This is a genomic window from Pseudomonas sp. TH04 (genome assembly GCF_016651355.1).
Taxonomy (GTDB): domain Bacteria; phylum Pseudomonadota; class Gammaproteobacteria; order Pseudomonadales; family Pseudomonadaceae; genus Aquipseudomonas; species Aquipseudomonas fluorescens.
In genome coordinates this window covers 815,986-834,755 of record NZ_JAEKEA010000001.1, presented here as the reverse complement: position 1 = coordinate 834,755, position 18,770 = coordinate 815,986, and the positions used below count along the sequence as shown (strand labels likewise).

Below are 18,770 nucleotides of genomic sequence, written 5' to 3'. Positions count from 1 at the left end.
TCCCACGCCCGTCAGTCTTGAGAAAGCCCATGCTGATCGGTAGCTATTCCCCCTCTCTGGTCGTGATCTCCCTGTTCGTCGCGATCCTGGCGTCCTACACGGCGCTGGACCTGGCCGGCCGCCTCGCGACCGCCCAGGGGCGCGCGGTTTATGTGTGGATGACGGGTGGCGCATTGGCAATGGGCACAGGCGTGTGGTCCATGCACTTTATCGGCATGTTGGCGTTGCGCCTGCCGTTCGCCCTCGGGTTTGACCTGGGGATTACCGCGCTGTCGCTGCTGATCGCCGTGTTATCCAGCGGCTTCGCACTATGGCTGGTCAGTCAGGCCCGCTTGCCTGCGTGGCAGCTGGCGTTTGGTGCGCTGATCATGGGGGCGGGCATCAGCAGCATGCACTACACCGGCATGGCGGCGATGCGCATGACCCCGGGTATCGACTACGACCCCACGTTGTTCGGCGCTTCGTTGCTGATTGCGGTAGTCGCCTCTGGCGCTGCCCTGTGGATCGCCTTCAACCTGCGGCGCAACACCCCTTACGTGCGCTTGGCACGCGGGGGCGCTGCGGTGATCATGGGCATTGCAATCGTAGGCATGCATTACACCGGCATGGCTGCAGCACGCTTTGCCGACGACAGTTTTTGTGGCGCCGCGCTGACCGGCCTGAGCGGCAAGGGCCTGGATAACCTGGTGCTGATCACGTCATTGGCGGTGTTGATCATCGCGCTGCTGACCTCGCTGCTGGATGCCCGCCTCGAAGCGCGCACCGCCGTTCTGGCCGACTCCCTGACCCTGGCCAACCAGGAACTGACCCACCTGGCCCTGCATGACATGCTCACCGGCCTGCCGAACCGCACCTTGCTCGCCGACCGTATTCAACAAGCCATCCAGACAGTGAAGGAGCAGGGCGGGTGCTTTGCCCTGATGTTTATCGACCTGGATGGCTTCAAGCCCGTCAACGATGCGTTTGGCCACCACATGGGCGACCAGTTGCTGCGGGAGGTGGGCCTGCGTCTGCGCGAGGACCTGCGCAGTCAGGACACCCTGGCCCGTATCGGCGGCGATGAGTTTGTGCTGCTGGTGCAATTGACGCAGCCGGATGATGCGATGGGCCTGGCCGAACGTCAGGTCGGGCTGATCAATCGTGCGTTCAAGGTCGCCGAACATGAGCTGAATATTTCCGCGAGCATCGGCATTGCCTTGTTTCCGGGCAACGGCAACACCCCTCAAGAACTGTTGATGAATGCCGACGCCGCGATGTACCACGCCAAGGGTATGGGCAAGAATGGCTACAGCTTCTTCGATGTGTCGATGAACACCAACGCGCGCAAGCAATTGCAGTTGTTGCAAGACCTGCGCAACGCCGTTGAGCACGAGCAGTTTCGATTGTATTACCAGCCCAAGTTTGATGCGCTCAGCGGTATTGCGATTGGCGCTGAAGCCTTGCTGCGCTGGGAGCATCCGCAGCAGGGGTTGATGCTGCCGGCCACCTTTATCGAACTGGCGGAAAAGACCGGCTTGATTATTCCCATCGGTGAGTGGGTGCTGAACGAAGCCTGCCGCCAGATGCGCCTGTGGTACCTGCAGGGCTATGAAGACTGGCGCATTGCGGTCAACCTGTCGGCGTTGCAGTTCTGCCATGCCGGGTTGGTAAAAAGTGTCGCTTCAGCCCTGGACCGTCACCAGTTGCCGGCCAACAGCCTGACCCTGGAAATCACCGAAACCACCGCCATGAGCGATGCCGATGCGAGCATGATGGTGTTGCAGCAACTGGCGGACATGGGCGTCGACCTGTCCATTGATGACTTTGGCACCGGGTATTCGAGCCTGATGTACCTCAAGCGCCTGCCGGCCAACGAGTTGAAGATCGACCGCGGTTTCGTGCGCGACCTGGAACACGACAGCGATGATGCCGCTATCGTCTCGGCCATTGTGGCGCTCGGCCAGGCGCTGGGGCTGCGAATCGTCGCCGAAGGTGTGGAGACCGATGTGCAGCAGAGTTTCCTGACCCGCCTGGGTTGTAATTCCCTGCAAGGCTATTTGTTGGGCCACCCGTTGCCGGCGGAGGGTTTCATGGCCGACATCCAGCGCGCCGAAGAGGCGTTAACGCCTGACAAAAGCACTGGGTGACGGGTATTCTTGGGGCCAACCCTAACGATCAGGTTGACTCAGGAGACCGCACGCATGGACAAAGTCCTCATCATCACCGGGGGCAGCCGTGGTATCGGCGCCGAGACCGCGTTGCTGGCCGCTCGCCAGGGCTATCGCATTTGCCTCAACTACCAGTCCGATGAAGCCGCTGCCCAGCGCATGCTGGATCAGGTCCGCGCGCTGGGTGCGCAGGCGATTGCCGTGCGTGCCGATGTGAGCATCGAAGATGAAGTGATCGCGTTGTTCAGCCGTGTGGATGCTGAATTGGGGCGTGTCACCGCCCTGGTCAACAACGCCGGCACTGTCGGGCATAAGTCGCGGGTCGACGAGATGTCTGAGTTTCGCATCCTGAAAACCATCAAGACCAACGTGCTGGGGCCGATCCTGTGTGCCAAGCACGCGGTGCTGCGCATGTCGCCCAAGCATGGCGGGCAGGGCGGCAGTATCGTCAATGTGTCGTCGGCGGCGTCACGCCTGGGTGCGCCGGGTGAATATGTCGACTATGCCGCCTCCAAAGGTGCCTTGGACAGTTTCACCATTGGCCTGTCCAAAGAGGTGGCGGGTGAGGGGATTCGTGTCAACGCGGTGCGCCCTGGCTATATCTTTACCGACTTTCACGCCTTGAGCGGGGACCCGGACCGGGTCAGCAAGCTGGAGTCCGGTATCCCCATGGCCCGTGGCGGGCGCCCGGATGAGGTGGCGGAAGCGATTATCTGGTTGTTGTCGGATAAGGCTTCCTACGCCACTGGGACATTCGTGGATTTGGCCGGCGGCCGTTAACGTACCGCGTCATCAGGTGGGCTGGTGGCGCAGTTCTTCATACCCGTACCAGGAAAACCGTCTGAGCAGGCTGGCCTCGGAGTTGTCCACGTAGCTGTAGCCACTCTCGGAAAACCCGTCGATCTGCCCATTGCGACTGACGCTTGCGTTCAGGCTTCGATCATCCACGTTGTCGATAAAGCGTAATACTTTGTCCAGGTTGTAGGCCGCATCGGCCCTTGCTTGCGGGGCAGGATTGGCATTGGTCCAATCGCCCACCTGCAACTTGAGGTCATCGCCCACCAGGTAATGTTCGCGGCCATCCAGGAAGCGTCGGGTTACCGCACTTTGTTCGATGATCCGGTCTGCCGAACGGTGATCTACTGCTGAGCGGCTAACAGGCCCCGTCATCTCGCGCAGGTGTTTTTGTTCCTCTGCACGCATGTAGTGGGGTGGGATGGACGGTAACCTTAGGACCGCGGAAGTGACAGACATATACATGGAAATAAACCTGTTGGTTGAGATCAAGGACACACACTTTTGCTGGAACGTGCGCGCCGTTGTAGGTGGTTTTTCCTTTATCTGAGTTCCAGTTTAAAACGAGCGTACAATCCGCCCCAATGTCTCCATGGCCTTCTCCGACGCCTCGGTCCAGGGGCTGCCGTAGTTCAGGCGAATGCAATTTCTGAAGCGCTGGGTTGCCGAGAAGATCGGCCCCGGCGCAATGCTGATGCCCTGGGCCAGGGCCATCTGGAACAGCTTCAACGAGTCGGTTTGCTCCGGCAATTCCAGCCACAGGAAATAACCGCCGGCCGGCTGGCTGACCCGCGTTTGTGCCGGGAAGTAACGCGCGATCGCGGCCAGCATGGCGCTTTGTTGTTCCTCCAGCGCGTAACGCAATTTGCGCAAGTGCCGGTCATAGCCACCGTGTTGCAAGTAGTCGGCAATGGCTGCCTGGGCCGGCATTGACGGGCATAACGAGGTCATCAGCTTCAGCCGCTCGACCTTTTGCGCAAAGCGCCCGGCCGCCACCCAGCCGACGCGGTAGCCCGGCGCGAGGCTTTTGGCAAACGAGCCGCAGTGCATCACCAGCCCTTCGGTGTCGAACGCTTTGGCCGGCTTTGGCGCGTGTTGCCCGTAGTACAACTCGGCGTACACATCGTCTTCGATCAGCGGCACTTGATGGGTGCGCAGCAGTTCCACCAATGCCTGTTTTTTCGCCTCCGGCAAGGTCGCGCCCATCGGGTTCTGAAAGCTGGTCATGGTCCAGCAAGCCTTGATCGGGTAGCGTTCCAGGCTTTTCGCCAGGGCGTTCAGGTCGATGCCGTCGCGCGGGTGCACGGGAATTTCCACCGCCTTGAGCTTCAGCCGCTCCAGCACTTGCAGGCAGGCATAAAACGCGGGTGCTTCAATGGCCACCAGGTCGCCCGGTTCCGTCACGGCCTGCAGGCACAAATTCAGCGCCTCCAGGGCGCCATTGGTGATCAGCAGCTCTTCCATGGGCAGCATCAGGCCGCCGACCATATAGCGCAGGGCAATCTGTCGCCGCAGTTGGGGGTTGCCCGGCGACATGTCGGTGACCACCAGGCGCGGGTCCATCTCGCGGCTGGCGCTGGCCAGGGAGCGGGCCAGGCGGGGCAGCGGGAACAGCATCGGGCTGGGGAAGGCCGAGCCGAAAGGCACGGTAGTGGGGTCCTTGATGGAGTCGAGCACCGAAAATACCAGCTCACTCACATCCACTTCGGTGGACTCATGCACGTGCTCACTCACCACAGGCTCGGAAAACGGGCTCGGTGCATGGGTGTTGACGAAGTAGCCGGAACGCGGCCGTGCGCGGATCAGGCCACGGCGCTCCAGCAGGTAGTAGGCCTGGAACACCGTGGACGGGCTGACGCCGTAGGTCTGGCTCGCGTAGCGCACCGACGGCACCCGCTGGCCGGGCCCGAGGACGCCGGAGCGGATCAGTTCTGCGATGTCATCGGCGAATTTTTCGTAGCGTTTCATCGGAGCCTTAAACAATTTTCAGTGGGTACACGCCGAGCAAGCCCGCCTGCGCCGTTGAGTCTGGGCATATTCCGCTCTACCTCAGCGGTTAATCGGTGCCACAAAGCGACTGTCGGCGGCACTGTAGATCCAGGGCTCGTCCACATCCGTCACCTTGAATCGCAGGGTTTGCGAACTGCTCGCCGGCTTGTCGGCCAGTAAAGCGACCGACACCGGTATATCGCTGATTTCGCCCGGCGCGAGGCTGATCTCGGTCTTGCCCTGCAACTGGAAGCCTTCAGCGTCGACCAGTTCCAGGCGATAGGCCTGGCGCTGCTGGGTCTTGTTGATGACCTTGAGGCTGTAGATGTTCTCAATCAAGCCCTGGCTATTTTCGCGGAACATGCCGCGGTCCTTGGTGACGTCCAGCGACACCATCGGACGTTCCACCAGGGCCACCACCAATGCCGCGATCATTACCAGCAACACGGCACTGTAGCCGATCAGCCGCGGCCTGAGCAGGCGGGTTTTGCCACCTTGCAGTTGGTGTTCGGAGGTATAGCTCACCAGGCCACGGGCATAGCCCATCTTATCCATGATCGAGTCGCAGGCGTCGATGCACGCCGCGCAGCCGATGCACTCCATTTGCAGACCGTCACGGATATCGATACCGGTGGGACACACTTGCACACACAATTGGCAGTCGATGCAATCACCCAGGCCGACGTCGGCCGGCCTGGCGTCGCGCTTGCGCGGCCCGCGCTGTTCGCCGCGCGCCGTGTCGTAGGAAATGGTCAAGGTGTCTTTGTCGAACATCACGCTTTGGAAGCGTGCATACGGGCACATGTGCATGCACACCGCTTCGCGCAGCCAGCCGGCATTGAGGTAAGTGGCTCCGGTGAAAAACAGCACCCAAAACAGACTCACGCCGCCCATTTGCCAGGTCAACAGCTCGGTAGCCAACGGCCGGATGGGGGTGAAATAGCCGACAAAGGTCAGCCCGGTCAGTACGCTGATGCCCAGCCACAGGGTGTGTTTGGCCGAACGCCGCGCGAGCTTGGCCAGGCTCCACGGCGCCGCTTGCAGCTTGATGCGTTGGTTACGCTCACCTTCGGTGACCTTTTCGCACCACATGAACAGCCAGGTAAACGAGCTTTGCGGGCAGGTGTAGCCGCACCATACGCGGCCGGCAAATACGGTTATCGCGAACAGACCGAAGGCGCAGATGATCAGCAGCGCCGACAGCAGGATGAAATCCTGGGGCCAGAAAGTCGCGCCGAAGATGTGGAATTTGCTTTCCGCCAAGTCCCAAAGCACGGCTTGGCGCCCACCCCAGTTCAGCCACACGGTGCCAAAAAACGCCAGGAACAGCACAGCGGCGCCACTCACGCGCAAGGTGCGGTACAGGCCGCTGAAGCTACGGGTATGGATCAGGTTGTCACTGGATTTGGCCTTGACCTTCTTTGGGTGCAGTGGCTCAAAGGTTTCCACGGTTGGGATTCTTTCGCTCATGGTCGTTCGCTCATCAGCCTCCATCAGGCCGATGAACTATGAGCGCCGAGCTGTTTGCATAACAGACTCAGGTGTGGCGATAAAAAGCGGATCAGATGGGCTTTTTGCGCGCGCCTGCGACAATCTGCTGCACGCCATGGCGCCTAGGGTGCAGCAGTATTGAGCGTGCGCTGATACAGATCAATTAAATCGCCGAACCAGGCTCGGTGACCTTCTTGTGCTGGCGCCCATCGGTTGCACCGGCCACTGTGAGCGCGTCGGCCTCCGCTTCGGTGATGTAAATCTGCTCGCCGCTCAGGGCCACGTAGGACATGGACTTGCCAACATCCGTGCTGACCGTGACTTCACCCGCCGGCAAACTCTGTTCCTGACCATCGTCGTTGACCTTGAAATAACACGTCTGATGTTCGATACGGACTGGCATGCTGATCTCCTTTGCAAAGGCTGGTGATCGTTAGGGTGCACGGCGTTGCCAGGCGTTCCAGGCAACTGACTGGCGGTCGCTGCTGTCCATGCTTTGACGGCAATCTTTACCCACCCTGACAAAGGAGCGCATTCATGGACGCCTGGTGGCAAGAAGTCTTGCAAACCCTGCACGCCGAGTTCGCCGATATCGGTGATGCACGGCAGCTCACTCAGATTACCGTGCGCCTGCTGATCGCCGCGGTCCTGGGCGGCATTCTGGGTTTTGAGCGTGAACATAAGGGCAAGGCAGCCGGTGTGCGCACTCATATGCTGGTGGCAATGGGGGCCGCATTGTTTGTGTTGGTGCCGCAGATGTCGGGTAGCCAGGCCGATGCCATGAGCCGGGTGCTGCAGGGCGTCATTGCGGGGATTGGTTTCCTCGGGGCGGGGACGATTCTCAAGGGCAAGGAAGATGAAGAAGGCCAGCACGTCAAAGGCCTGACCACCGCCGCCGGGTTGTGGATGACCGCTGCCATTGGTGTGGCAGCGGGGCTGGGGCGTGAATCGACGGCGGTGCTCAGTACGTTGCTCGCGTTGGCGGTGTTCAGCGTGATGCCGATGATCGTCAAGCGGCTGGAAAAGGACGAGTGAGTGGCTATCAGGCCTGGATGTCCCGGTAGCGCACTTCGCCCAATACCTTCAGTTCGAACGGTGGTTCACCCGGCTTGCGCGAAATCGTCACGAAACTGGTGTTGCTGCCCGCGTAGTAATTAATCGTCATCTCGCCACTGACGCCGGAGAAACGCTCGACCAATGGCAACGGCTTTTCACCCAGTTGCGTGCGAATGCCGCTCAGATCGATCTTGTCTGTGCCTGAGGTAAAGCTCATCACCGCCCCAGGGTTCGCGCTGAGGTCGTTGTAGCTGAAAATCTGCGGCGTGCCTGCAGGGCGGGGCACCGCGGTATTGCCCGGATCTGCGGGGGCAAGCTCGGCGGATGAGTCGGTCTCGGGCTGCGGCGCGTCCTTGTGCACCTGTGCAGTCGGCGGCGCTGACCCAGGAAGGGTCGCAGCCTCGCGTTTCAGGGCTTCCAGGCTGGCCTCGCTCAAGGTTTCGCTGATCGTGTTCTTCAGCTTGGCCAGTTCTGCGGGATCCGTCGCCAGGGTTTTAAGCGAGTCTTCGCTCAACAGTTCCTGCAGTTCGGCTCCGCGCTGTGCGGTCTCTTCGGAACCCGGTTCGCGCAGCATCTGGATGAGGCTGTCGCGGCTTAGCAGGTGGTTGATTCTGTTCATTTTGGTGATGGCGTCGGCCGAGGCTTTGGTGTTGGCGTCCGCCGGGCTTTCGTCGATGCTGGAGGGCTGGCTGTCCTCCTTGGGTTGCAGGACTTTCGATTTTGCCGAAGGGTTGCTGTCGGTCTCGGCCTTCGGCGGCGCTGACGTTGGCATGGCATCGGCCTCGCGTTGCAGGGCTTGCAGATGGGTCTCGCTGAAGATTTGGCTGATGGTGTTTTTCAGCTTGGCCAGTTCTACGGGATCCGTCGCCAGGGTTTTAAGCGAGTCCTCGCTCAACAGTTCCTGCAACTCGGTTTTGCGCTGCGTGGTTTGCTCGGAATCCGGTTCGCGCAGCATCTGGATGAGGCTGTCGCGGCTTAGCAGGTGGTTGATTCTGTTCATTTTGGTGACGGCGTCGGCTGAGGCTCCGGTGTTGGCATCCGCGGGGTTTTTGTCGATGCCGGAGGGCGTGCTGTCCTCCTTGGGTTGCAGGGGTTTCGATTTTGCCGCTGGGTTGCGGTCGGTCTCGGCGTTCTGAAATGGCTTGCCAATAGCCATCAGGTTTTTGCTGAGCGGGGTGCTCAGCCGGATGCGCTGTTGAGCATTGGCATGCTCCTGTTGCCTTTCGGTTTCGATTTGCTTGTAAGCCACGTAGCTTTCTGTGGGGTCGACCTTGCGCGTGCGTTCCCGGATCCTTTCTTGCGTCAGGTTGGGGTTTGGGATCACTGCGGCTTCAGCCTGTCTGGCCTGGATGTGTTTTTCGCTTAATAACTGGCCGATGTTATCCCGCAAACGTGACATCTCGGCAGGGTCACTGGTCAGGGTGTTAAGTGATTCCTCGCTCAACAACTCCCGCATGTCCTTGAGGCTCTGCGCAGTGTTCCTGGCGTATGGATCGCGCATCATCTGGATGAGACTGTCCGGGCTTAACAGTTCGGTGATTCTGTTCATCTTGGCGATGACGTCTGGCGAAGGTTCCGACGTTGTCGGCGTCTCGGCGGTCAGGGGGCTTTCAGGCGTTTCGTTGTGCAGCGGTTTGCGGGGATTATTGAGGCTGTCGCGTTGAAGCCCCTCGGGTGGCTGTTTGGGTGCGGGATCATTTGAGCCCGTCGGGTTGGGGTTCGACAGCATTGGCAGGGGAGCCTGGGGGGGCAACGATGTTATCGACATAGTCAGCACTCGCGTTGTGATTGAAGGGGACCGCGCCAAACAGAAGCAAGGGCGAGGTCCACGCGAGCAGATTTTCTGATGATGAGGAGGGGCGTAGAGTTAAGAGCTGTCTTTACCGTTCGTAGGAAGTGTCTGTAGTGCTTGCCCGCAAAGTGCTTGATTGCGGGCAAGTGCGTGTTCGCCAGGTTTATTTCAGACGATGACCGGCGGCACAGTGGTGGGCGGCTCTTGCACGGGCGGCGGTTCGTTTTCCGGCGGCTCTTTCTCCGGAATCGGTTGCGGTTCGCTGGGCGGCAGGGTCGGGTTGTCGATATTCGGGTCAGGCGTTTCAGCCGGGATCGGGATATTCATCGGTGTGGCCTCCTTTGTGCTTTGCTCTATCGGTGGACAACCGCGGGGGAGAATTGATTCCCCGCCCAATGGCGGCATATCCACCTGAACTTTTCACCTGGCCACAGGCTCGGACCTATTACGGCCCTGCTCAGGGAGAGCGTCGCCGTATCAGAATTCGGATCAAGCAAAGAGCGTCCACAGGGCGTAAGGGGAAGATGCTCGATGACTGCTGAAACACTGGCTCCAGACCATTCACCATTGCCGCTGTCCCAGGCGTTGCTGTTGCCCAGGATCGCTATCGAAAGCACCACCCCGGTAATCGACGGCGGCGAATTCGCCTTAAAAACTGTGGTTGGGCAGCGGGTAACCGTTACCAGCAAGGTGTTCGCCGACGGCCATGACAAGCTCGCCGTACTGATCCGCTGGCGCCCGCTGCAGGATGAAAGCTGGCACAGCGTGGTCATGACCGATGTCGGCAACAATGGCTGGGAAGGCGCGTTTACCGTTGCACAGCAAGGCCTTCACGAATATTGCATCGAAGCCTGGATCGATACCTTCGCCAGCTTCTGTTACGAACTGCGCAAGAAACATGAGGCCGGGGTGCCCGTCAGCCTGGAGTTGCAGGAGGGCCGCAGCCTGGTCTTGCAAGCGGCTGAACGCAGTGACAACGAATTGCGCGATCGTTTGATGTTGTTGCACCACGAGCTTGCAGGCCGGCTGGAAACCGAGCAGGTTGCGCAGTTCCTGCACGAAGAAAGTGCACACCTGATGACCCAGGCCGACCACCGCGCCTACCTGAGCATCAGCCCCGCCTACCCGATTGACGTTGAGCGCAGCGCCGCACAGTTTGCCAGTTGGTACGAGCTGTTCCCCCGCTCGATCACCGACGATCCGGCACGCCACGGCACCTTCAACGATGTGCACTCACGCTTGTCGATGATCCACGACATGGGGTTCGACGTCCTCTATTTTCCGCCGATCCATCCTATCGGCCGCAGCCATCGCAAGGGCAAGAACAATGCCCTGACGGCGGGCCCGGAGGATCCTGGCAGCCCCTACGCAATTGGCAGCGAGGCGGGCGGTCATGACGCCATCCACCCGCAATTGGGCAGCCGTGACGACTTCCGTCGCCTGGTCAAGGCCGCCGCCGACCATGGCCTGGAAATCGCGCTGGATTTTGCCATCCAGTGTTCCCAGGACCACCCGTGGCTCAAAGAGCATCCGGGCTGGTTCAACTGGCGTCCGGACGGCACGATCAAATACGCGGAAAACCCGCCGAAAAAGTATCAGGACATCGTCAACGTCGACTTCTATGCGGCTGACGCGATTCCGAGCCTGTGGACCGAGTTGCGCGACGTGGTGGTGGGCTGGGTGGAAGAGGGCGTGAAGACCTTCCGTGTCGACAACCCACACACCAAGCCGCTGCCGTTCTGGCAATGGTTGATCAGCGATGTGCGCGCCAAGCACCCCGACGTAATCTTCCTGGCCGAGGCCTTCACCACGCCGGCGATGATGGCGCGCCTGGGCAAGGTCGGTTATTCCCAGAGCTACACCTATTTCACCTGGCGCAACACCAAGGCCGAGTTGAGTGAATACTTCGCGCAGTTGAACGAGTCGCCGTGGCGCGAATGCTACCGGCCGAACTTCTTCGTCAACACACCGGACATCAACCCAGGCTTCCTGCATGAGTCCGGCCGCCCGGGCTTTTTGATCCGCGCGGCGCTGGCCACCATGGGCTCGGGCCTGTGGGGCATGTATTCGGGGTTTGAGCTGTGCGAGGCGGCACCGGTCCCGGGCAAGGAAGAGTATCTGGATTCAGAGAAATACGAGATCCGCCCACGGGACTACACCGCCCCCGGAAATATCATTGCCGAAATCGCCCAGCTCAACCGTATTCGCCGGCAGAACCCCGCGCTGCACACGCACTTGGGGCTGAAGCTGTACAACGCCTGGAACGACAACATCCTGTACTTCGGCAAACGCAGTGAAGACGGCAGCAATTTCATTCTGGTCGCCGTCAACCTCGACCCATTCAACGCCCAAGAGGCGCATTTTGAGTTGCCGTTGTGGGAAATGGGCTTGCCCGATGATGCCCAGACCCAAGGCGAAGACTTGATGAGCGGCCACCGCTGGACCTGGTACGGCAAGACCCAGTGGACGCGGCTTGACCCGCAGATGCCGTTTGGTATCTGGAGAATCACTCCATCCTGAACTGAGCCTGATCCTCACATCGATGAGGATCAAATGTGCGACCTGGCTTGCCGGTGATAGCCGTTTATCAGTGACACGTTGATTGCCTGACACGCGACTATCGCAGGCCCGCCAGCGCCCGCCTCGAACCCGCCCCTTCAGGTCAATGTTCAAGCATTTCAGGAGTTTCCAATGGCGAAGAAACCCAAGGCTGCCACCTTTATCAAAGACCCGCTCTGGTACAAGGACGCGGTGATCTACCAGGTACACGTTAAATCCTATTTCGACTCCAATAACGACGGCATCGGCGACTTTCCCGGCCTGATTGCCAAGCTCGATTACATCGCCGACCTGGGCGTGAACACCATCTGGCTGTTGCCGTTTTACCCCTCGCCACGCCGCGACGACGGCTACGACATCGCCGAGTACCGTGGTGTGCACAGCGACTACGGGACCATGGCCGACGCCAAGCGCTTTATCAGCGAGGCACATAAACGCGGGCTGCGGGTGATCACCGAACTGGTGATCAACCACACTTCCGACCAGCATCCCTGGTTCCAGCGGGCGCGCAAGGCCAAGCCGGGTTCGGCCGCGCGGGACTTCTATGTGTGGTCGGACGACGATCAGAAATACGACGGCACGCGCATCATTTTCCTCGACACCGAAAAGTCCAACTGGACCTGGGACCCGGTGGCCGGCCAGTACTTCTGGCACCGTTTCTATTCCCACCAGCCGGACCTCAACTTCGACAACCCGCAAGTGATGAAAGCGGTATTGTCGGTGATGCGTTACTGGCTGGACATGGGCATTGACGGCCTGCGCCTGGACGCGATTCCGTACCTGATCGAGCGCGATGGCACCCACAACGAAAACCTGCCGGAAACCCACGACGTCCTCAAGCAGATCCGCGCCGAGATCGACGCCCATTACCCCGACCGCATGCTGCTCGCCGAAGCCAACCAATGGCCGGAAGACACCCAGTTGTATTTTGGTGACAAAAAAGGCGACGACGGCGACGAATGCCATATGGCTTTCCACTTCCCGTTGATGCCGCGCATGTACATGGCGCTGGCCCAGGAAGATCGCTTCCCCATCACTGATATTCTGCGCCAGACCCCGGAGATCCCCGCCAATTGCCAGTGGGCGATTTTCCTGCGCAACCACGATGAGCTGACCCTGGAAATGGTCACCGACAAAGAGCGCGACTACCTGTGGAACTACTACGCCGCTGATCGTCGCGCCCGCATCAACCTCGGCATCCGCCGGCGCCTGGCGCCGCTGATGGAGCGCGACCGCCGCCGCATTGAACTGCTCAACAGCCTGTTGTTGTCGATGCCCGGCACGCCGACGTTGTATTACGGCGACGAAATCGGCATGGGTGACAACATCTATCTGGGCGACCGTGATGGCGTGCGCACGCCGATGCAGTGGTCGATCGACCGTAACGGCGGTTTCTCCCGCGCCGACCCGGCCAGCCTGGTGCTGCCGCCGATCATGGACCCGCAGTACGGCTACCTGTCGGTAAACGTCGAAACCCAGGCCCAGGACCCGCATTCGCTGCTGAACTGGACGCGCCGCATGTTGGCGGTGCGCAAACAGTCCAAAGCCTTTGGCCGCGGCAGCTTGAAAATGCTCTCGCCGAGCAACCGCCGCATTCTGGCGTATACCCGCGAATACACCGGGTCAGACGGGCGCAACGAGCTCATCCTGTGTGTGGCTAACGTGTCGCGCAGTGCCCAGGCGGCTGAGCTGGACCTGTCAGCCTTTGCGGGCATGGTGCCGGTGGAAATGCTCGGCGGTAACGCGTTCCCGCCCATCGGCCAGCTGAATTTCCTGCTGACCCTGGCGCCGTACGGCTTCTACTGGTTCGTGCTCGCCGCGGAAAACCAGATGCCGAGTTGGCACGTCGAGCCTGCCCAGAGCATCCCTGACTTCACTACCCTGGTATTGAAAAAACGTATGGAAGAGTTACTCGACGAACCGTGCCGCACCACGCTGGAGCATACCTCGCTGCCGGCCTGGCTGCCTAAGCGGCGCTGGTTCGCCGGCAAGGACACGGCCATCGACAGCGTGCGGATTGCCTACGGTGTGCGCTTTGGCGATCCACAGCATCCGGTGCTGCTCAGTGAGCTGGAGGTGAGCAGTGGCGGCCAGGTCAGCCGCTATCAGCTGCCGTTCGGCTTCCTGGGTGAAGACCAGTTCACCAGCGCGTTGCCCCAGCAATTGGCCCTGGCCCGTGTACGGCGCGCCCGCGAGGTCGGCCTGGTGACCGATGCGTTCAGTCTTGAGCACTTTATTCGCGCCGTGATCAAGGCCCTGCAGGCGGGCACGGTCTTGACGACCGACAACGGCGATTTGCGCTTTGAGGCCACTTCGCACCTGGCCAACCTGCCATTGAACGACGAGTCGCAAGTGCGCTACCTGGCCGCCGAGCAGTCCAACAGTTCGGTGGTGGTCGGCGAGAGTCTGGTGCTCAAACTGATCCGTAAAGTCAGCGCCGGGGTGCATCCGGAACTGGAAATGAGCGCTTACCTGACCGCAGCCGGGTATCCGAACATTTCGCCGCTGTTGGGCTCGATGATTCGCCACGACAGCGCAGGGCAGGACAACCTGCTGATGATTGCCCAGGGCTATCTGAGCAACCAGGGCGACGCCTGGAGCTGGACCCAGAACAACCTCGAACGCGCGATTCGCGACGAACTCGCAGAGGCGATTTCCGAGCAGGAACAGCACTACAACGCGTTGGGTGAACTGGCCGACTTCGCCGCGTTGCTCGGCCGGCGCCTGGGTGAAATGCACGCGGTATTGGCAGCGAAAACTGCCAATGCAGACTTCAAGCCTGAAGTCACGACGGCCAAGGATACCCAAGCCTGGGCCAAGGATGTCGGGGCACAGATCGAGCGTGCGCTGCAATTGCTCAACCTTCATCAAAACCAATTGAACCCTGCCGATCAGGCGCTGGTCAGTGAGTTGCTGGCACACAAAAAAGCCATTGGCAGTCACGTGCAGGCCCTGGCGAAAGCCACGGCCGGCGGGCTGCGGATTCGTGTCCACGGTGACTTGCACCTGGGCCAGGTACTGGTGGTCAAGGGCGATGCTTACCTGATCGACTTTGAAGGGGAACCGGCGCGGCCGTTGCATGAACGACGTGGCAAGCACAGCCCCTACAAAGATGTGAGTGGCGTGCTGCGCTCGTTTGATTACGCCGCGGCGATGGCCCTGAATGTGCAAGGGGTGGATCATTCGCCCGAGGCGGACACTGCCCGCAAGCGTGTGACGGATCGATACCTGAGTGAAGCGCGTGCGGCTTTTACGCAGGCTTATCATCAGGCTACGTCTACACTGGCGCATGACTGGCAGGAGGCCGACGGCCAGAGTGCCGCGCTGACGTTGTTCAGCCTGGAGAAGGCCGCGTACGAAGTGGCTTACGAAGCGGAAAACCGCCCGACCTGGTTGCCGGTGCCGCTACAAGGTTTACACGGCCTGCTCAGCGGGCTTACACCTATATCGAAAACTGCACGCGGTGGGGAGACGTCATGAGTTTTACACATAGAGAACCGCTGCAACCGAAATTGACTGCCATGCCGGCACCCAAGGACATTGAAGCCCTGGTACGCGCCGAGCACCACGATCCATTCTCGATTCTCGGCCCGCACGACGATGAGCAAAATGGCCAGTTCATTCGCGCCTTTTTGCCGGAGGCCTTGAGCGTCCAGGTATTGGCACGCGACAGCGGTGAGCCGATCGGCAGCCTGGATGCGACCCAGGTGCCGGGCTTGTTTGTCGGGCACTTCAACACCCGCCAGGACTACCTGCTGAAAATCCAGTGGGCCGGCGGTGAACAGATCACCGAAGACCCTTACAGCTTCAACCAGTTGCTCCTGGGTGAAATGGACCTGTACCTGTTTGCCGAAGGCAATCACCGCGACCTCAGCAGCTGCCTGGGTGCTCAGGTGACCAGTGTCGATGGCATACCGGGCGTGCGCTTTGCCGTCTGGGCGCCGAATGCCCGGCGTGTGTCGGTGGTGGGCGATTTCAATATCTGGGATGGTCGTCGCCACCCGATGCGCTTGCGTCACCCCTCCGGCGTGTGGGAAATCTTTATCCCGCGCCTGCAACCAGGCGCGGCCTACAAGTACGAAATCCTTGGCGCCAACGGGATTTTGCCGCTGAAGGCCGACCCGATGGCGCTGGCGACTCAACTGCCGCCGGACACCGCTTCGAAAGTCGCCGCGCCGTTGCAGGTGGATTGGCAAGACCACGCGTGGATGCAGGCGCGGGCCGACAAGCAAAAGCCCACTGCGCCGTTGTCGATCTACGAGTTGCACGTAGGCTCCTGGCAGTGCGAGCTGGATGAGGCTGGTGAAGTGTCCCGTCAGTACGGCTGGCGCGAACTCGCTGAACGCTTGATTCCGTATGTACAGCAATTGGGTTTCACCCATATCGAGCTGATGCCGATCATGGAGCACCCCTTTGGTGGCTCCTGGGGCTACCAGGCGTTGTCGCAATTCGCACCGACTGCGCGTTTCGGTTCGCCGGAAGACTTCGGGTTTTTCGTCAATGCCCTGCACCAGGCCGACATCGGCGTGATCCTCGACTGGGTGCCGGCGCATTTCCCCACCGATACCCATGGTCTGGCGCAGTTCGACGGCACCGCGCTGTACGAATACGCCAACCCGCTGGAAGGCTTCCACCAGGATTGGGACACGCTGATTTACAACCTCGGCCGCACTGAAGTTCACGGGTTCATGCTGGCCTCGGCGTTGCATTGGCTTAAACACTTCCATATCGATGGTTTGCGTGTGGATGCGGTGGCGTCGATGCTGTACCGCGACTATTCGCGCAAAGCCGGCGAGTGGGTGCCCAATCGCTATGGCGGTCGTGAGAACCTCGAAGCCATCGACTTCCTGCGTCATCTGAACGATGTGGTCGCCCTCGAAGCGCCGGGTGCGTTGGTGATTGCCGAAGAATCCACGGCATGGCCCGGTGTCAGCCAGGGCACCCAGCAAGGCGGGTTGGGCTTCAACTACAAGTGGAACATGGGCTGGATGCACGATTCGCTGCATTACATCCAGCAAGACCCGGTGTACCGCGCCCATCATCACAATGAGCTGAGCTTCGGCCTGGTCTATGCCTGGTCCGAGCGTTTTATCCTGCCGATCTCTCACGATGAAGTGGTGCACGGCAAACACTCGTTGATCGACAAGATGCCCGGTGATCGCTGGCAGAAGTTTGCCAACCTGCGCGCCTACCTGAGCTTCATGTGGATGCACCCGGGTAAAAAACTGCTGTTCATGGGCTGCGAATTCGGCCAATGGCGCGAGTGGAACCACGACCAGCAATTGGACTGGTACCTGCTGCAGTACCCCGAGCACCGGGGCGTGCAAAAGCTGGTGGGCGACCTCAACCGCCTCTACCGTGAAGAGCCCGCGCTGCACGAACAGGATGATGCGCCTCAAGGTTTCCAATGGCTGATTGGCGACGACGCAATCAACAGCGTTTATGCCTGGTTGCGGTGGAGCAAGGACGGCAAACCGGTGCTGGTGGTCGCCAACTTCACCCCGGTGCCGCGTGAGGCGTATTCGGTAGGGGTGCCGTTTGCCGGGCGCTGGAGCGAGGTGATCAACAGCGATGCCGACACGTACGCCGGCTCCAATTACGGCAATGGGGGAGAGGTGTTTACCCAGGATGAACCGCAGCATGGGCAGCCGGTATCGCTGTCGCTGAATTTGCCGCCATTGGGTGTGCTGATTTTGCGCCCGGAAGCGCTTTAAAGGCTCTAGCAACCGGATTCTATTGTCCGGGGTACTGGCAGGGTGCCACAATGGCACCTTTGTTGCGGCAGTTGAAGCAGGCGTATTTCATGAATGGCCTTGGGCTTGGGCAGGACCAGGATTGTTTTATCGAAGAGCAGGTGCGAACTGACCGTTTGCACCAGCTGTTTCGCCAGTCGTTCGCTGCCATTTTCGGCAGTTACCTGGGCGCCGGCATGCTCTGCTGGCTGTGCTGGGACCGGTTTGATCACACGGTCATGCGCACCTGGCTGGTGGTGCTGGGGGTGACGTCACTGCTACGGCTGAAGATGTTCATGGACTGGTTTCGTTGCGCGAACAGTCTGCGTACGCCGGCGCGTTGGGAGCGCCGCTACTGGGTGACGTTGATGCTCTCCGCCGCGACCTGGGGCATTGGCGCATTGGCTGTCATGCCGCCGGACGACCGTGTGTCCCAAGTGTTGGTGATTCTATTTGCCGTGGGTATGTCGGTCAGCGCGGTCTCCTGTTATTCGGCCTACCGTTATATGACGTTGGGCTCCATGTCTCTGGTGTTATTGCCGAGCACGCTGTGGTTACTGTTTCAGCCCTCGCCCATGCAAGTGGGCGTGGCGATTGCAGTGCTGGTGTTCTCGACTTTCGTGGTCAGCGCCACGCGCAAACTGTCGGATGCCCTCGAAAAAGCGTTTCGCCTGACCCGGCAAATGGAGCGCGCCCACACCATTTCCACACGCGCCGCTCAGACTGACGAGCTCACCGGGTTGATGAATCGTCGCGCGTTTTTTGAACATGCCCACCTGTTGTATGCGCAGTGTCGCCAACACCGACAGCCGCTGAGCGCGCTGATGCTGGACATGGACCACTTCAAGGCCATCAACGATACCTACGGCCACCAGGCCGGCGACCAGGTTTTGCGCCAGGTTGGCGGGGTGATCAGCGCGTCGTTTCGCCAGGCCGACGTGTATGGTCGGCTTGGCGGCGAGGAATTTGCCGTGTTGTTGCCCAATACGACACTGGAGACTGCACAGGGCATTGCCGAACAATTGATCACCGCGATTGCCGGCCTGGCCTCCGAGCCGGTACAGGGGCTGACCGCGAGCCTGGGGGTGGCCACCACCCGCAGCCCCGATCAGGACCTGCACAGCCTGATGAACAGCGCCGACAAAGCGCTGTATCGCGCCAAAGCCATGGGCCGCAATCAGGTCGTGGTGGCGGAGTAGGCGGGCTGAG

Annotated in this window: 13 protein-coding genes; 7 read left to right on the top strand and 6 right to left on the bottom strand. The window is 60.5% G+C overall.

What is annotated here, in order from left to right; translation table 11 throughout:
* The first annotated feature begins 29 nt into the window (after positions 1–29).
* Positions 30–2,126 (top strand): putative bifunctional diguanylate cyclase/phosphodiesterase, encoded by a 2,097-nt coding sequence (locus tag JFT85_RS03670; RefSeq protein ID WP_053256325.1) that lies wholly within the window; start codon positions 30–32, stop codon positions 2,124–2,126.
* 54 nt (positions 2,127–2,180) lie between these two features.
* On the top strand, positions 2,181–2,927 hold the full coding sequence (locus JFT85_RS03665; protein WP_053256324.1) for an SDR family oxidoreductase: 747 nt from the start codon (positions 2,181–2,183) through the stop codon (positions 2,925–2,927).
* Positions 2,928–2,939: 12 nt separating this feature from the next.
* On the opposite strand, the gene JFT85_RS03660 is transcribed toward JFT85_RS03665, so the two are convergent.
* The 4 genes from JFT85_RS03660 to JFT85_RS03645 all read right to left on the bottom strand — a co-directional run bounded on the left by JFT85_RS03660 (position 2,940) and on the right by JFT85_RS03645 (position 6,825).
* The gene (locus JFT85_RS03660; protein ID WP_053256534.1) at positions 2,940–3,317 is read right to left on the bottom strand and encodes a hypothetical protein; all 378 of its coding nucleotides are present in this window, start codon (positions 3,315–3,317) and stop codon (positions 2,940–2,942) included.
* Between the two features lie 183 nt (positions 3,318–3,500).
* Entirely contained in the window at positions 3,501–4,910 is a 1,410-nt protein-coding gene (mapR, locus tag JFT85_RS03655) for a GntR family transcriptional regulator MpaR (RefSeq protein ID WP_053256323.1), read from the bottom strand.
* Between the two features lie 81 nt (positions 4,911–4,991).
* Positions 4,992–6,401, bottom strand: a complete 1,410-nt coding sequence (ccoG, locus tag JFT85_RS03650) for a cytochrome c oxidase accessory protein CcoG (protein WP_078828149.1) — start codon at positions 6,399–6,401, stop codon at positions 4,992–4,994.
* A 184-nt stretch (positions 6,402–6,585) separates the two neighbouring features.
* On the bottom strand, positions 6,586–6,825 hold the full coding sequence (locus tag JFT85_RS03645; RefSeq protein ID WP_053256321.1) for a DUF3203 family protein: 240 nt from the start codon (positions 6,823–6,825) through the stop codon (positions 6,586–6,588).
* Between the two features lie 134 nt (positions 6,826–6,959).
* Here JFT85_RS03645 and JFT85_RS03640 point away from each other — a divergent pair, with 134 nt between their 5' ends.
* Positions 6,960–7,457, top strand: coding sequence for an MgtC/SapB family protein (locus JFT85_RS03640; protein WP_053256320.1), 498 nt, complete (start codon positions 6,960–6,962; stop codon positions 7,455–7,457).
* Between the two features lie 7 nt (positions 7,458–7,464).
* Here JFT85_RS03640 and JFT85_RS03635 read toward each other — a convergent pair whose 3' ends face one another.
* Positions 7,465–9,207, bottom strand: a complete 1,743-nt coding sequence (locus JFT85_RS03635; RefSeq protein ID WP_201229237.1) for a M10 family metallopeptidase C-terminal domain-containing protein — start codon at positions 9,205–9,207, stop codon at positions 7,465–7,467.
* Between the two features lie 231 nt (positions 9,208–9,438).
* Positions 9,439–9,597 carry a hypothetical protein gene (locus JFT85_RS03630; RefSeq protein ID WP_167422759.1) on the bottom strand — a complete coding sequence of 53 codons (159 nt, stop codon included), beginning with the start codon at positions 9,595–9,597 and terminating at the stop codon, positions 9,439–9,441.
* Positions 9,598–9,801: 204 nt separating this feature from the next.
* Between JFT85_RS03630 and JFT85_RS03625 the strand changes: the two genes are divergently transcribed.
* The 4 genes from JFT85_RS03625 (at position 9,802) to JFT85_RS03610 (ending at position 18,760) form a co-directional block, all read left to right on the top strand.
* A complete protein-coding gene (locus JFT85_RS03625) occupies positions 9,802–11,790 on the top strand; it encodes an alpha-1,4-glucan--maltose-1-phosphate maltosyltransferase (protein ID WP_201229235.1) in 1,989 nt (662 codons plus the stop codon).
* A gap of 171 nt (positions 11,791–11,961) precedes the next feature.
* Positions 11,962–15,309, top strand: a complete 3,348-nt coding sequence (gene treS, locus JFT85_RS03620; protein ID WP_201229233.1) for a maltose alpha-D-glucosyltransferase — start codon at positions 11,962–11,964, stop codon at positions 15,307–15,309.
* On the top strand, positions 15,306–17,543 hold the full coding sequence (gene glgB, locus JFT85_RS03615; RefSeq protein ID WP_201229231.1) for a 1,4-alpha-glucan branching protein GlgB: 2,238 nt from the start codon (positions 15,306–15,308) through the stop codon (positions 17,541–17,543). The genes treS and glgB overlap by 4 nt, the downstream gene beginning before the upstream one ends.
* A gap of 50 nt (positions 17,544–17,593) precedes the next feature.
* Positions 17,594–18,760: a GGDEF domain-containing protein gene (locus JFT85_RS03610; RefSeq protein ID WP_073638438.1), complete on the top strand. Its 1,167-nt coding sequence runs from the start codon at positions 17,594–17,596 to the stop codon at positions 18,758–18,760.
* Positions 18,761–18,770 lie beyond the last annotated feature (10 nt).

Excerpts from the sequence above, each read along its gene's own strand:
- JFT85_RS03670 (WP_053256325.1), top strand. The coding sequence starts at position 30 with ATGCTGATCGGTAGCTATTCCCCCTCTCTGGTCGTGATCTCCCTGTTC.
- JFT85_RS03665 (WP_053256324.1), top strand. The coding sequence starts at position 2,181 with ATGGACAAAGTCCTCATCATCACCGGGGGCAGCCGTGGTATCGGCGCC.
- JFT85_RS03660 (WP_053256534.1), bottom strand. The coding sequence starts at position 3,317 with ATGACGGGGCCTGTTAGCCGCTCAGCAGTAGATCACCGTTCGGCAGAC.
- mapR (WP_053256323.1), bottom strand. The coding sequence starts at position 4,910 with ATGAAACGCTACGAAAAATTCGCCGATGACATCGCAGAACTGATCCGC.
- ccoG (WP_078828149.1), bottom strand. The coding sequence starts at position 6,401 with ATGAGCGAAAGAATCCCAACCGTGGAAACCTTTGAGCCACTGCACCCA.
- JFT85_RS03645 (WP_053256321.1), bottom strand. The coding sequence starts at position 6,825 with ATGCCAGTCCGTATCGAACATCAGACGTGTTATTTCAAGGTCAACGAC.
- JFT85_RS03640 (WP_053256320.1), top strand. The coding sequence starts at position 6,960 with ATGGACGCCTGGTGGCAAGAAGTCTTGCAAACCCTGCACGCCGAGTTC.
- JFT85_RS03635 (WP_201229237.1), bottom strand. The coding sequence starts at position 9,207 with ATGCTGTCGAACCCCAACCCGACGGGCTCAAATGATCCCGCACCCAAA.
- JFT85_RS03630 (WP_167422759.1), bottom strand. The coding sequence starts at position 9,597 with ATGAATATCCCGATCCCGGCTGAAACGCCTGACCCGAATATCGACAAC.
- JFT85_RS03625 (WP_201229235.1), top strand. The coding sequence starts at position 9,802 with ATGACTGCTGAAACACTGGCTCCAGACCATTCACCATTGCCGCTGTCC.
- treS (WP_201229233.1), top strand. The coding sequence starts at position 11,962 with ATGGCGAAGAAACCCAAGGCTGCCACCTTTATCAAAGACCCGCTCTGG.
- glgB (WP_201229231.1), top strand. The coding sequence starts at position 15,306 with ATGAGTTTTACACATAGAGAACCGCTGCAACCGAAATTGACTGCCATG.
- JFT85_RS03610 (WP_073638438.1), top strand. The coding sequence starts at position 17,594 with ATGGCACCTTTGTTGCGGCAGTTGAAGCAGGCGTATTTCATGAATGGC.